8 protein-coding genes and 1 pseudogene are annotated in these 15,158 nt (G+C 32.1%); 4 read left to right on the top strand and 5 right to left on the bottom strand.

Annotation, left to right across the window (positions count from 1 at the left end; genetic code table 11):
* Nucleotides 1-143: 143 nt before the first annotated feature.
* Entirely contained in the window at nucleotides 144-1,421 is a 1,278-nt protein-coding gene (locus tag OPR30_RS03305) for an adenylosuccinate synthase (RefSeq protein WP_265030357.1), read from the bottom strand.
* Nucleotides 1,422-1,600: 179 nt separating this feature from the next.
* On the opposite strand from OPR30_RS03305, the gene OPR30_RS03310 reads away from it, so the two are divergent.
* Nucleotides 1,601-3,118 (top strand): hypothetical protein, encoded by a 1,518-nt coding sequence (locus tag OPR30_RS03310; RefSeq protein WP_265030358.1) that lies wholly within the window; start codon nucleotides 1,601-1,603, stop codon nucleotides 3,116-3,118.
* A 372-nt stretch (nucleotides 3,119-3,490) separates the two neighbouring features.
* On the opposite strand, the gene argB is transcribed toward OPR30_RS03310, so the two are convergent.
* Together argB and yihA are read right to left on the bottom strand one after the other, a co-directional pair.
* Nucleotides 3,491-4,429, bottom strand: coding sequence for an acetylglutamate kinase (argB, locus tag OPR30_RS03315; protein WP_017531630.1), 939 nt, complete (start codon nucleotides 4,427-4,429; stop codon nucleotides 3,491-3,493).
* Nucleotides 4,404-5,000, bottom strand: coding sequence for a ribosome biogenesis GTP-binding protein YihA/YsxC (gene yihA / locus OPR30_RS03320; RefSeq protein ID WP_369800778.1), 597 nt, complete (start codon nucleotides 4,998-5,000; stop codon nucleotides 4,404-4,406). The genes argB and yihA overlap by 26 nt, the downstream gene beginning before the upstream one ends.
* Nucleotides 5,001-5,110: 110 nt before the next feature.
* Between yihA and prfA the strand changes: the two genes are divergently transcribed.
* On the top strand, nucleotides 5,111-6,202 hold the full coding sequence (prfA, locus tag OPR30_RS03325; protein WP_265030360.1) for a peptide chain release factor 1: 1,092 nt from the start codon (nucleotides 5,111-5,113) through the stop codon (nucleotides 6,200-6,202).
* A 405-nt stretch (nucleotides 6,203-6,607) separates the two neighbouring features.
* Here the strand turns inward: prfA and wmk are convergent.
* Nucleotides 6,608-7,534, bottom strand: a pseudogene (gene wmk, locus OPR30_RS03330) (WO male-killing family protein Wmk).
* A 363-nt stretch (nucleotides 7,535-7,897) separates the two neighbouring features.
* Between wmk and OPR30_RS03335 the strand changes: the two are divergent.
* The gene (locus OPR30_RS03335; RefSeq protein ID WP_265030362.1) at nucleotides 7,898-8,782 is read left to right on the top strand and encodes an Rpn family recombination-promoting nuclease/putative transposase; all 885 of its coding nucleotides are present in this window, start codon (nucleotides 7,898-7,900) and stop codon (nucleotides 8,780-8,782) included.
* A 296-nt stretch (nucleotides 8,783-9,078) separates the two neighbouring features.
* Here OPR30_RS03335 and OPR30_RS03340 read toward each other — a convergent pair whose 3' ends face one another.
* Nucleotides 9,079-13,470 carry a DEAD/DEAH box helicase family protein gene (locus OPR30_RS03340; protein WP_265030365.1) on the bottom strand — a complete coding sequence of 1,464 codons (4,392 nt, stop codon included), beginning with the start codon at nucleotides 13,468-13,470 and terminating at the stop codon, nucleotides 9,079-9,081.
* Between the two features lie 315 nt (nucleotides 13,471-13,785).
* On the opposite strand from OPR30_RS03340, the gene OPR30_RS03345 reads away from it, so the two are divergent.
* Entirely contained in the window at nucleotides 13,786-14,547 is a 762-nt protein-coding gene (locus OPR30_RS03345) for a hypothetical protein (RefSeq protein ID WP_265030367.1), read from the top strand.
* The last annotated feature ends 611 nt before the right edge of the window (nucleotides 14,548-15,158 follow it).

Below are 15,158 nucleotides of genomic sequence, written 5' to 3' on the forward strand. Positions count from 1 at the left end.
ACTATGTTTATATTATAACAATCAACATGTATTTAAGAAAAATCACACTGCTCACTGTACGTTTACGCTGCTACTTTGCATAATAGATTGCTTGAAGTCACACAAGTATAGTTTTTTATTAGATAAAAGTTAACAAGACGTTTTCATAGATTTTTAAGCTTAATAACATCCTCTCTTTTTGGACTGGTTGAAATTAGATGAATTGGTACACCTATTAATTCTTCTATTTTTCTCACATATTTCATCAAATTTGCAGGTAATTCCTTAACTGACCTTTTGCCTTGAGTTTTCTCTTTCCAACCAGGAAATTCTTCATATATTGGCTCTAATTCTTTTTGTATTGAATGTGATGCGGGTAAATAATCATACATTTTTCCGCCATACTTATAACCAGTGCCTATTTTAATAGTATCAAAAGAATCAAGAATATCTAATTTGGTTAATACAATGCTTGAAACTCCAGAGAGTTGTACGGCCTGGCGCACTAAAACTGCGTCAAACCATCCGCAGCGCCTTCTTCTATTGCTTACTGTTCCAAGTTCCTTACCTATAGAAAATAAGCTGTCTCCAATCTCGTTATTTTGTTCAGTAGGAAATGGACCATTACCCACTCTTGTTGTATACGCTTTTGCTACACCAATAATGTGAGCATTGTAGGATAATCCTGAGCCTGTTATCGCTTGCGATGCTACAGTATTACTTGAAGTAACAAAAGGGTAAGTTCCGTGGTCGATATCTAAAAATGCGCCTTGAGCGCCTTCAAATATTATTTTCTTACCTTCTTTCATAAAATCATTTAGTATCTTCCACACAGGTTTTTTATATAAAAGAATTTTTTCTGAAATCTCTTGAATTTCCTTTAATATTTCTTCTTTTTTAACTACCTGGTAGTTAAGTCCTTTTCTGATAGCATTATGGTAACTCAGGAGAGCATCCACTCTTTGATTGAGCTCATCTGTGTTTTCTAAGTCACAAAGGCGTATAGCTCTCCTGCCAACTTTATCTTCATAACATGGCCCTATCCCTTTGTTTGTTGTACCAATTTTGTGATTTCCGTTTAAATCTTCAAATAGCTTTTCCTTGTCCTTATGTACGCTAAGTATTAATGGACAGCTCTCGGATACCATCAAGTTGTTATAGTTTACGTCCACTCCTTTAACTTTCAATGACTCTATTTCTGAGACTAGAGCATGTGAATCAAGAGCAACACCGTTTCCTATAATAGATATTTTGTCCGCTCTCAAAACAGCAGAGGGCAGTAAATTTAATTTATAAACCTCATCATCTATTACTATAGTGTGCCCTGCATTATTTCCTCCCTGAAATCTCACAACTACATCTGCATTCTCAGAAAGATAATCTACTATTTTACCCTTGCCTTCGTCACCCCATTGCAGACCAACAATTACAATATTATTCATCACTATTTTCTAGATTAATACGTAAATATTAATGCAGCATGCTACAAATGAAAAGAGAAATCTACGCCTTTCCTATATCCCTAAAATAAAGAAATAGACTATCGACTTTTTTATATATTATAAAATTATTCATCATTATATGGTACAACTTACAGCATATTTATAGTAAGGTGTTAATTATGAAAGAGGCAAAAAAGAGTCCGGTAGTTAGATTAAAGGCCACAGCTAAAGAATTCAATTTTAGTAAATTAAGAGCAGATCAAGATAATAAATTAGCGAATTCCGGTGAAACAATGTTCTTAGATTTTCAAAGAATGAATTTTATTATTAATGAAAAAGAAATAGATAAAAATTTTATTATTGCATTTAAGGAAGGAGCTAAAGATTATAAAAATGAGATTTTTAACCGTGATAATTTTGATAACCTCTCTGAAGAAGGTAAAGCTTTTATGGAACCAGTACTTAAGGAGCTTGATCAAGATAGACTATCTGAAGTTTGGGAAAATCATTGTAATAGCCCTACAGTTGCTGATGAAAAAAAAATTGATGAATATAGAAAGGAATTTGAGAGATTTTATAACGCAGGGAGAAGCTCTTATCATCTATTCTCCAAAAAAGATTACCGTTCATTAGCAAAGGAAATTTTTAAGGAAATGTTTAGATACGCTGAAGCAGAAATCCCAAGTGATGCTATTTTAGAAGAGTTAGTCACCAATTGTAATCAAGCAGGGTATGGGGCTGGTATATTTAATGAATCTCATGCCGCACTCAGTAGTTGTAATTTAACTCCACACAGTCCTAAAAAAGTGCTAAACATTTACTGCACTGACCACAACCGCATAAAAGTGACGTCTGATATGGCAATACCTATAACCACGATTGACAATCCGGAAGAGAAAATATGTGACCTATCCAGCTCATTAGAATTTACACTTGAGTCTCAAGATAGCAAAGATAGTATAACATATAAAGAAGGTAAATTGTCACTTACTATTCCTGAAGAGTTGAAAAACTATAAAGATAATGGCAAGAGTTTGTTTGACATTATTAAAGAATATTTTCAGAAATTCTGTGCAGAATTAGGATTTAAACATGAGACAAAAATACAAATAGAGCATGACTTAGGTACTCAAATCAAAGTAAGTAACTATTTAGATGGTACGATATCAACTACAGGATCAGATGCAAATGAAAGATTTATCAATCTTTTAAGCGAAAATCTCAGAGATAGATTGTTCAAATCAGGTTCTGCTATAGAAGATGTTGATGATTTTATTGAAATTAAAGTATCTACCGTTATAGATCTATTGAGTAATTATGCTAAATTGGAAGATAATAAAGAAAACAGAGAGTTATTAATAAAGGAAGTAGCAGATAATTTAGGGCTTTCCACTCAAGATAAAACAGCATCAGAAGTATTGATGGAATTAAACTCTTTACCTTCTTCGATAAAAGGTCAGGTTAATCATAATCAAGTGCAGTTTGTTGTAAATATTTTTACCAATTTAATTGTTGAAGGAAAAAGCGAAGTATACAAAGAAAAAAATGCAATTAATGCAATTCATCAGAAGATAGATAAGGCAATTGTTGAGCAAGAAAAAAGAGCAACCAACAAACAAGATATAGAGAATGATAAATGGACAGATAAAATAAAAAAACAGAGATTATCTATGGAATCACATGGGCATTTGCATTAAAGATACTGTGTACAGAGGCGTAGTATGCTCAATTTTCGTCTTTCATTTAAAGCACTCACATTGACCAAACACACTCAATCCAAAGCGTTTGTAGATTCGATATCTTGAGTAACTTGACGCAGAGAGAATTGTATACCTTAGTCAACTTTTCTAGCGGTATCCATAAGGTAAATCATTATTTGAGTGTTACACCCAAGCCCTCTTTATTTTCCTCTGTTATCAAGCTAAAAATACCATTTGGTTTCATTATGTATACGAAACTATTATGCTTGCAAGAAAAAAAAACCCTAAAAAACTGGAAAAGAGAATAGGAATTTGACATAAGCTATTCCCAAATTTTCAATGTTCATATGGTTATAAGCAGTACAGCTATTAATCATCCATTATTGATATACCTGAATTATTCTCAGTAAATAAATCAAGTATAATGTTAGGTACTCTACCATCAACTATGTGAACAACCCCTGCACATTCTTCTACCATTTTAGTATATGACATAAGCCTTTCAACAAATTTTTCTCCTTTAATTTTTCCACAATCAATCGATTCTTTTAAATTTTTAATCAAGACTCTTCCATTGCCAACTTTGTTTATTTCTTCATCTGTATCACTCAAGATTATCATTTTAGATGCGTAAACTGCAAGTGCAATTGCACTTGCAGTGCTATCAGTATCAATATGATATGTTTCTCCATTTTTTCCATAACCGATAGGTGCAATAACTGGTATAGAATCTGATTCTTCAATAAAGAATAATATATCAGGATTGATTTCAGTTGGTCTACCGATAAATCCCATGTCTAGTATTTTTTCAATATTATTTAATCTATTTTCCCTAAGCGTAGTGCTTATCTTTTCAGCTTTTATGAGGTTGCCATCTTTTCCACATAGTCCAATAGCTGAACCACCAGCAGAATTTATATGCTGAACAATTTTTTTATTAATTGAACCACACAGTGCCATTTCAATGATTTTCATAGTGCTTTTGTCTGTAAGTCTGACACCATTTATAAACTTATCATTCATACCTAGCATTTTTAACACTAAGTTAATTTCATATTCTCCGTCATGAACTACCACCGGATTTATACCAAGCTGTTTCAACAGAACAACATTATGCGCAAAAGCACTAAGCAGCGTTTCATCTGAGATTATTACACTGCTGCATTTGATGATAAAAGTTTCGCCTACAAATTTAGGTATGTTAGACAGAACTTCAAATAATATTTCTGTTTTTTCCTTCAATGGCATCTTACCATTTAAAGATTCATCACTTTTCATTTTTTTATCTTGTAAATTTGAAAAACTCATCTCTTACCTTGGTGATTTTATGCTTAACACGAATGCTTATTTGATGAATTGATACATGTTCATTATTAACCCACTTTTGAGTATTTTCTAGAATAGCATCTAGACTTTCCTGATTCACTTTATCTATTTTTGTTAGCACAATATTAAAGTTAATATTATTACATATTAACCAATAAACAAAGTCTTTGTCTATTTCTTTTAATCCTACCTTGCTATCTATAAGCACAAACACTCTTTTTAGATTTCTCCTGTGAATTAGATAGTACTCAATTAGGTTTAAGTATTGTACTGCTTCTTCCTTGCTTGCACAAGAATAGCCATAACCCGGTAGGTCGACAATCCTAAACTTATCATTGTACATAGAGTAAAAATTTATTTGTCTAGTGCATCCAGGTTTAGAAGAAACTCTTGCAGCTTTTTTGCTGTTTATCAGCAAGTTGATTAAACTTGATTTTCCTACGTTTGATCTACCAGCAAATGCAATCTCTGGAGCCGACTCATCTGGTAATGATTTTTTGTCTGAAGCTCCAAATATGAAGCTGCAGATTGATGTTATCTGTTTTGCCATTATACTTAGGTAGAAATATTCGAGACAATTATAGTGTTATTGCTTGATATAAGAAATTTTTTATTTCAGTATATATTACTTACTTAAACAGCTGAAAACTAGACCTGTACTATATGGATATAGAGAATAATTTACAAGACTTAAAAAAAAAGTTTTCTGATGTAGAGAGAAATCTGGAAAACCCTACCAATTTGAGTCAAAAAGAATTCGTTAGTTTTTCAAAGGAATACTCTGAACTCAGACCAATTATCGAGATAATCGATGAATATAATATATTAAAAGAGGAAATTTCAGATTTAGAAGAAATCATGAAAGATGAGAACAGCGATGGTGATATAAAAGAGTTAGCAAAAGAAGAACTTCTTGAGAAGCAAAAGATACTATTACCGAAAGTAAAAGCAAAACTAAAGTTGGCATTATTACCCAAAGATGAAGATGACTCAAGAAATGCAATATTAGAAATTAGAGCAGGCACAGGCGGAGAAGAAGCAGCATTATTTGCAGCGATGTTATTTCGTATGTATCAAAAATATGCAGAAAGAAGAAATTGGAAGTTTGAGCCAATAAGTATTTCTAATACAGGTATAGGTGGCTATAAGGAAGCTTCTGCACTCATTAATGGAACAGAAGTTTTTGCAAGACTGAAATTTGAGTCAGGGGTGCACAGAGTACAAAGAGTGCCAGAAACTGAATCCTCAGGAAGATTGCACACTTCCGCAGCTACTGTTGCAATATTACCTGAAGTAGAAGAGGTTGACTTTGAAATAGAAGAAAAAGATTTACGCATAGATGTTTATAGATCCAGTGGTCCTGGAGGGCAATCAGTGAATACAACTGACAGCGCAGTAAGGGTCACCCACTTGCCAACAGGGATAGTTGTAATACAGCAAGATGAAAAATCGCAGCACAAAAATAAGGCTAAAGCGCTCAAAGTTTTGAGAGCAAGGCTATACGAAATTGAAAGACAAAAAAAAGAAATGGAAAGGTCAACAATGAGGAAAAGCCAAATTGGTTCTGGAGATCGCTCTGAACGTATAAGAACTTATAACTTTCCACAATCAAGAATAACAGATCATAGAATTAATCTCACTTCACATCGACTAGAACAGATTATAAAAGAAGGTGAACTAGATGAATTTATTGAGGCATTGACTTCACGAAATGAAGCAGAAAGGTTGACTGGAGGGGGTAATGTTACTTTTTGATGGAAATTTGAAACAAAGCATAGGTATCAGGTTAAAAAGAAGTAAAGTTAGTTGTTCATAAGGTTGACAATTATTTAAATTTATGCTGTAATTAGCAGCTCTATAACTTACAGAAACTATGGAAGTTGACTTTAATCAATATGTTAATAGTAACACCTTAGAGTTAAATAATCTATATGTATATATGGAGAAGCTAGTAAACTTTTTACAGAAAAAGCAAAATATTTAGCTCTTTACCAAAGCAGCTTATGGTTATTTAAAGCCTGCTCTTGCAAACCGACTTTGAGGGACCTACCCTCATCTATTGCGTAGCTTAAACACTCAGTTTGCTCATTTCTGACCATTCTTTGTGTCTCTACGGCACACTACGTCCACACACACTTAAAGTATTTATCCACAGTTACACTAATTTATAGAAAATGCAGATAAATTTTTTGTTGTTTTATAGCTAAATAACTTGTTGACAATAAAGACAGTATCAATAGAAATTCCTCCTTTCACTAAATCCTTTGCAATTTTCATCTTTTCTGCTCTTTTCACTTTCTCTTCGCAAATTTGCATGCTTTCAAACAGAGATTTTATTAGCGCATAGCGTAATTCTTGACTCTCAATTTTTTTTGTATTCTTTTATTAAATCAGGTAGCTCATTTTCTACTATCTCATCTTCCTCTATTAGCAGATCTGTAATGCTAATTGATAATGTTTCTGCTATTGCATACAATTTTTCCAGTGGAACAGCAGTCCTTCCTTGCTCATAGTTACTTATTTCATCACGTGTTGTATTCATTTTCTCAGCCAAATCCTTCTGAGTATATTCCCGTCCATTCTTTTATCTTTTTTCCTATCTTGTAGTATATAGAACCTGTTTTTTCTTCAACACATTCATCAGCAGACAGACCTATTGTTTTTGAAACAGTATCAACAGAAACTCCTGCTTTAACCAGACCTTTTGCAATTTTTATTCTCTCCGTTTTTTTACTATTTTTCTCACTAACTTGAACAAATTTGGTTAGTAAACAAAACATTCTACGTAATTCCTGATCATTAATCGTTTTATATTTTCTTACTAATTTCCTCTCCCTCATCTTCAAAACAGATTTTTTCATTTAATACAGGAATTAGGTCTACAATACCAATCGACAATATCTCTGCTATAGCATACAACTTTTCAATCGAAATTTTACGTGTTCCTTTTTCATATTGTAGTACTATTTGATACGTTACGCCGATTTTTCCCGCTAAATCTTTTTGAGTATAACCCTTTGCTAACCTAAAACTTCTTACCTTCTTTCCTACTTCGTGATCTAAAGAATTAGTATAGCTAACGGTCATTCTTTTTCATAACCTGCCATTTTAAAAGTTTCAGATAGAAATTTTGCTAGCATATGTTACCTTTGTTGAGAATTAGTATATTAAATGCCTATAATGTGACAAGCTAAGAAGTTCACACTTTAAATAGGTATCTTTGGAGGCTGCTAAATCATGAATCCATTTGTTGGCATTTTAATATACCTTATAGAAGAGTTGATAAAAAGATCTACAAAAGGGCGTCTAAGGTGCATACTAGGGTTATCTATGAAGGTAATTTTTCCCAACTCTTGAAATTTTGCTAACTTTAATAGGCTTTAGTATAAAAACGTTGAATATTTCTTCACAATTGTGTATAATGATTAATGCTTTTTATCTTACTTTCTCATGGCTCTTTCGAAGTTCCTTGATGCTCGCAATGATATAGCTTTTCGCCGTATCTTTGGTACCGAAAAAAATAAAGATATTCTTATTCACTTTCTTAATGATATACTAGATCTTACCGATGACAACAAGATTAAAGATGTCTCCTTTCTCAGTCCCATTCAAGACCCTGTCATCGCCTCTCAAAAGCAAAGTATTGTTGATGTTCTCTGTGTTGATTCTACAGGGGTCAAAACCATCATTGAGATGCAAGTCGCTAAAACTACTGGCTTTGAAAAACGTGCCCAATATTATGCCGCTAAGGCCTATTCAAGTCAAGCTGATGTAGGTGACCAGTATCATGATCTTAAAGGCGTTATCTTTATTGCTATTGCTGATTTCATCTTATTTCCTAATAAGCTGGCTTATAAGTCTGATCATGTTACTTTTGATAAGATAACTTTTGAACATGATCTCAAAGACTTTAGTTTTACTTTTATAGAGTTACCTAAATTTAAAAAAAGAGAAGATCAATTAGAAAATATAATAGAGAAATGGTGTTATTTTTTTAAACACGCCGGTGAAACAAGTGAAGAGGATCTAAAAAAAATAATAGGAAGTGATTTAATTATTGGCAGGGCTTATGATGAGCTGAACCAATATAATTGGAGTAAAGAAGAACGTCTTGCTTATGATCAAGCTAAAAAACGTACCGATGATTATTTATCTACCCTTGAAGAAAAACTTCATCAAGGCATCCAAATCGGCCATCAAAAAGGTAAAATTGAAGGTAAAATTGAAGGTAAAATTGAAGTTGCCAAAAACTCACTCAAGGCCGGTGTCTCTATTGATGTTATCGCTGAAATAACTGGCCTTTCTTTGGATGAGATTCAAAAATTAAGAAGTTAATTTAACCTTAAACTTCTATCCTGAGTAAAATCACTTTGAGGTCTTGAATTTATTCGCCCATCATTAATCTGTTCCGTACGTATAGCTCTTTTCACAATAATCCGAACGTATCGTAATACGCTACTGGCCCACTATCGTCATAAATACATATCTTATCACGTTCGAACTATTATAAGAAAGGCTATACTTCTTGGCACACCTTACATTTTTGTGATTACTAACTTTTATCATCTGTGCTCTCTAAAATATTTATTTCTTAACCACTCCTTTTTAGCTTTCCTCCCTCTTTTTACCTCCTATCGACCTACTCTTCTCAAAACTTTTTCTCTTAATTTTGCTATAGGATTAATAAACTCAGTGCTTGGTGAAATAATTTCTTCAGTAGTAGAAGGCTTGACGTTTTTCTCAAGATCATTTTTAATTTCACCTGCTTTAGCAACAACACCATTGATAACTTCTTTATCTTCTTCTGAGATTTGCTTGTTTTTTGCTGTACGAGAAGAGTAACCAAGCAGTGGAGAGATAACATAATCTGCAGCTTCTTTTGCCAATTTTATATTTTCCCTTTGTGACAAAATCTCTAGCTCATTTAAGTCACTTTCACATGCAATTTTAGCTTTACTTTGTTGTAATTTTATGTATTTTTCTCTATGCTTACGTAATTTTTTGCTCTCTTGAAAGTGAAAGGAACCATTAACCTTATTATTCAATAATTCAGTAGGAATAATAGAGGTATCACACTCTTCTACTCTATAATTAGGAATAATAGAGGTATCACACTCTTCTACTCTATAATTAGGAATAATAGAGGTATCACACTCTTCTACTCTATAATAATGATTATTATACATTCCAATTCTTTTAATTATACTCTGCAAATAAGATCTCACCTGCTCTATGTCTCTTAGGTCATCTTTTGTGAATTGAAAAGATTTGTCTTTTAAATTTTTTCTGAATTTTCTCAAACTCTCCACTTTATCTTGATTGCTTTTTCCTGGATAAATTTGATCAAGTAACTTGATCAAATAATCGCCTTTCATCAGTGGTGATGTTATTTTATCAAATAACTTAAGATACACTGGATGTTTCAAACATGCACTCATATGCTCTAAATAATTATTGAAGCTCTTAGTGTCAGTTTCGTTCTGTGGTTTTTTTCTCTGTTGATAAACTTCATTAAATTTCTCACTTAACAAATTAATCTCTGTGACACTTTTAACGCTATATTCTGCTACAACATGAGCATAAGTATCCACATTAGGATCACTTTTTAATCGATTAACTTTCTTTAAAAAATAATTATAAGTACTCCTTGTTTCCAAGTAATACGTGAAACGATTAAAGAGATATTCAACTATCATTAAAGCTTTTAGCAGCATATTAAGTGTTTTCATGCCAAAATCCTGGCAATTATCTCTTAATTCTTTTTCATAATTATTAAGCTTTCTGCGTGCATGTTTTAATACATCAATAAATTCCTTCTTACTTTTATTGAAGTCATGGCCATTGGTATTGTAAACCTCTATAAATGAATTTAAGGCAATTTGAATACTTTGATCAGCCAGATCGTCAATTCTTTTCAGGCTTTTTATTTTCCGATTAATATAATCTATTATCTCTGTTGCAAGCTTATTTCCATAAGCTTGTTGATTTGATAATCTTACTACTGATTTATTGTAAGCCTCAATATAATCTCCTTTTTTGAGTAGGTTTATGTCAAAGCTCAATTCACCACTCGAATAGCAAAAGAATGTAGAGTGCCTATTAGAATTTAGGCATCTAAGTCTACCTGGAGCTTGAATAAGTTGTGCAGGCTTATTGAGATCAGTAGATGTTGGATCTATTAACATTCCAACATGTTGTAAATTAATATCATTATATCCTTGTACTTTGGTAGGATTTACATCATTACCAACTAATCCCATGCGGCACAAAGCATGATAATCCTTTTCTTCTTTCAATAGATTTTCATATAAATCTTTTAGCTCAGCTGCTGATAAATTGTCGATTACTAACTTAGCTAATTGTTTCTGGTTTAAGTCTTCTAAAATTCTTTTTTTATGATAGTTGATAGAAAAATCATCCTTCTCAGTTCTTGCTTTCTTGAGTTCCTTAGCATGATTTAGATCTTCACATACGCTTTGATTATCACTCAGGGACAATTTCTTTTTTACAAGCTCTAATTCTTCTAATGGTTGACCACTTATATAGTCCGAAAGCTTACTTTTAAGATCTTCTGTAGATAAATTGGCTGAGCTATCTAACATTACTAATTTTACTTTGTACTTATTTTCGTAACAAAAATCTCTGAGTTCTTTTAATGGGTATTGTTCTTTATTACACTTATACTCAGTATTAGAACAAAGTTTATAAGTATAAATAATTTTACATATTATATAAGCAAGTTCATCACGATTTTCTAATGTCACTCCAAGCGCTTCCCCAAGCTCATCGAGTAGCTTTTTCTCATTTCCTCCTAGGGGTGTAGATCTTGCGAGCTCATATTGTTCTTGATCACTGAATCCTCTCAAAGAATTAATAAACTCTGTTCTTTCAGCAGATACTTTTTTTGATAGCTGGCAGAATTCATCTATTTTACTTTCTTCTACTCCATAATATTCAAGATAATCTCTTACTACAGCATCATTGCCCTCAACTAGCAAATCTACTAGCTTTTTAGGAACTTCTTCTAATTCTTTAGATGGCATCAAGAGGTGAAGTTTTTTATCTTGGTTCCAATTTCTTATTAATCTTATAAACAAATCAGAGCCTTTATTTTCCTTTAGAACATTAATTACAGATTGCATTTGCTGAACAAGCTCTTTCTTTAATTTGTCACCTTTAATCCCTTGATCTTTAACATATATTTCTAAATCATAATTGTTGTCTAATGCTGCTTTAACTTCTGCTGCTAAACCTTTCAAATCTGCACACCTTTTTTCATCAAGCTCGTGTCTATTTAGACCTGTTAAGCCTGAAAGTGTATTCTCAATTATTCCATGCATTACACGGAATGCAGAATAATCAGCAATGCCACTGAAATCATAACATTCTTTTACGATTTTAGATGCTTTTTCTTTTGTAATATTGAACCGCTTGGCAACTTGTTCCGTTATAAGAGCAAATTTTTTTGATTTGGTTACTAACTTATATTCTGTTTCAAAACTCAACTTTCGCTCTAAGAAATTAAGAATCTTTGAGCTACTACACCTTGGTAAGGTTTCGTTTCTACCATATTGCAATATTTTTTTCAGATTCTCTATCTGCTTATTTGACTCAGCTAAAATCAATGCTGGTTCACCAATTACGCTTTGAACATTTCTATACAGATAATTCTCTACTTCTTTTTTTAACTCATCGTCTGTTAAATTTGCATTGTTATATTTATCTTTTTCTTCTGGCTTAAAATCTACATATTCTTCAACGCCATTAGAATATTCTTTTGCTAGATTTTTACTTTTTACTTTGGTATGAACTTGTAGATTTAAATCCCCGTATACACCAGACTTCATTTTATCTGTCAAAGAAAGAGTTTTAAGTAAACCATCATTTTCTTTGATATATTTATGAGTGCTTATTGAAGGCGTTGCACTTAAAAACAGCGTAGGCATAAGTACAGATAAGAGTCCCATACGGTGTTTACACAACTCCTGCTCTGCTACTCGGTGCTCTTCATCAAAGGACAGAGATATAGATTTTTCAATATTTAGTTCAAATTCTTGATTATTAATTGTAACTTTACCATCTTGAATTTTATATTCCTTATCTCCAAATTGAATTTTATCTGCAAGAATTAAAAAATCTTTCTCATCTATATTTATTTTCCCATTCTTTATTTTAAATTCTTTATCTCCAATGTTGAGAGCTTTTATAATGTCAGGAAGCTGTTCAAGACCTATTGCTCCTAAAAATTGATCCCAATTTTTTATCAAGCTTTCGCTACTCAATATAGAGCACACTTTATTATCGCTTATCTCTTTCAACTCAATATCTTCAATATCGGAGTCAGATAATACTTTTTTCCAGTCATCGCGTTTCTGTGTTACAAGATCTTCATTAGGTGCTAGAGATATGTAAGGTACACCCATTAGCCTAGCTGGTAGATATTCAACAAGTAGTTCTATGAATGTTTTTCCAGTTCCTGTTGCAAGCGCAAACTCTTTAGTTGGACTCTTACCTTCTTTTAAGTGTTCTATTGTTTCTTTGATGTAAGATAAATGTTGTGGAAATATTACAATTTTACCAAGCCCACCTACTGTTGCACTTTTTTCTTTACCTTTGATTGTTACACTATAATGGTAATTACCTTTTTCATCTTTGTTAATTGTTAATTCATGCTGTGCGCACAAAGTAAGTAGATCCTCGTCAGTGTAATCTTTCGTATCTTTAATATCTACCGAAGAAGAAGCACTTTCATCAAATTTAACATTGTATATACCTTCTTCCTTCTTCGTTAAAGTTACACCAATTTCTCTTTCACCTATTGTTACTTTACCATTTATTTCATCTTTATTGCCACTCAACAAACTTTCTATTTTTTCTTTAATTTTCTTCGAATTTTTAGAAGTTTTGCTATTTAATTCAATTGACAGCAAGACTCCCAAGTAAGTCTTTTCTAGCCCTTCTATATTTCTCTTTTTTGAATCGTCATCAAACTTTGTGAATATTTGCGCAGATGAATGTACCATGTTTTTACCTTTAAAATACAGTGTTAATCTTTTAATAATATAGGAAATTAAATAATTAATCAATATATTTAATTAATGAATTACAAAATAATCATAAATTTTTCTATTATTTCCAAATGAATTAGTATGAACTCTTTAATGTACATTAGTAAAAACCCAAATAATATAACCATTGATAACAATAAAAACCAAAGATCGTGAGAACTGTTTTTCTTTGAATCTGCAGGTCTAGTTTATTAATTAATTTAAAGTATTGCATTCTATCTTTATTTATATTATTATTAAAATAATAAATTAACTATAGAGAGGTATATAATGAAAAGTATATTTAATAAAGCTAATGCACCTTATCTTGTGAGTGGTGCTTTGGCTACTTCGGCTTTATTGGCATCAGGAGTGTTTGCTGCAGCTCCTTACGTTGGTTTTTTAGCTCCAGTTGCAGCTTTAAGTCTTGGCCTTCCACTTATTGTTGCTGCTGCTGTGTTTTCTGTTATAGCTATTGCGCTTTCATGTGCTGCAATTAGTAAAAACAACACCATTGCTGAGAAAAACGAAGTCATTAATCAGAAAGAAAGAGAGATATTAGATAAAAACAAAACTATTGCTGAGAAAGAAAATAAACTTGATCAACAAAATACTACAATTTCTAGCCTAAAAGAGCAGCTCTCTAACAAAGAAGCTGAAGTAAAAGATCACAAGCAAAAAATTTCTGAGAAAAATGATCACACAACTCAAACAGAAGAGGAAGTGGGTATCCAAGCAGCACTTGGAAAAGCATTGACATCTACAAAGGAGGAAGTGGGTATCCAAGCAGCACTTGGAAAAGCATTGACATCTACAAAGGAAGCATTTATTAGTGGTTATGCAAATCGTATTGTTAAAGATGGCTTAAAAAATGCTTATGACGCGATTCTACCAGCTCATTCAACAAGAGAAATATTCAGCGGTACTTGTGATACGTCAGTCAAGTATGCAAAAGATGCACTTAACAGTGTCACAAGCAGCTTGAAAAGTATTTATAGTGTAACTTCAATCTTTCCTGTATTAGGTAGATCTTCAGAGAATACCAAAAGTTAACTATATTAGGGAGAAATAGCTAAAATTATTTTTCCCTTTGATATTAAATCTCAAAAAAATTGGCATAAGTTTAGGTAGTGTTGTGTCTGAGCTTACGCACATGCTGCACAAGATTCTAAACTACATTGTCCTTTTGGAATGTATGTAGGTTCAAGGTTATAATAAATGATCTTACCATTTCAAACAAATTATACTAATTTAATATTATATATCATTAAAAACTTAAAGAGTATAACCACCTTCAGCAACCAAAATCAGCTAGCGTGAGAGCTTTTTGTTTTGGAATCTCATGGTCTACCAAACGATACATACGAACTTTTTTATATCTTGACTTTGCTATACGCCAAAACCAGCCACATTAGCACATTTCATCCATATCTATATATGAACTGTTTTGCCTAAGATTATTGAAATAATTTAAATCTTCTATTTTTGTAACTTTATTTTTACGCGGCTTGTTCTCACAAATACATGATCTTTTTTGCACTTTTGGAAAAAGTAAATAAACAAATTTTTTGTGATGCTAGGGTAAATACTTCTCTCAAAAATGTTTTATTCACAAAAGATGCTATTTTAATTTTTGCCGTGTTGAAAAATTTTGCTATTCTAAT

Origin of the sequence: Wolbachia endosymbiont (group B) of Athalia cordata, from assembly GCF_947251845.1 — a bacterium.
Classification (GTDB): domain Bacteria; phylum Pseudomonadota; class Alphaproteobacteria; order Rickettsiales; family Anaplasmataceae; genus Wolbachia.

Excerpts from the sequence above, each read along its gene's own strand:
- OPR30_RS03340 (WP_265030365.1), bottom strand. The coding sequence starts at position 13,470 with ATGGTACATTCATCTGCGCAAATATTCACAAAGTTTGATGACGATTCA.
- argB (WP_017531630.1), bottom strand. The coding sequence starts at position 4,429 with ATGAGTTTTTCAAATTTACAAGATAAAAAAATGAAAAGTGATGAATCT.
- OPR30_RS03345 (WP_265030367.1), top strand. The coding sequence starts at position 13,786 with ATGAAAAGTATATTTAATAAAGCTAATGCACCTTATCTTGTGAGTGGT.
- OPR30_RS03335 (WP_265030362.1), top strand. The coding sequence starts at position 7,898 with ATGGCTCTTTCGAAGTTCCTTGATGCTCGCAATGATATAGCTTTTCGC.
- OPR30_RS03305 (WP_265030357.1), bottom strand. The coding sequence starts at position 1,421 with ATGAATAATATTGTAATTGTTGGTCTGCAATGGGGTGACGAAGGCAAG.
- OPR30_RS03310 (WP_265030358.1), top strand. The coding sequence starts at position 1,601 with ATGAAAGAGGCAAAAAAGAGTCCGGTAGTTAGATTAAAGGCCACAGCT.
- prfA (WP_265030360.1), top strand. The coding sequence starts at position 5,111 with ATGGATATAGAGAATAATTTACAAGACTTAAAAAAAAAGTTTTCTGAT.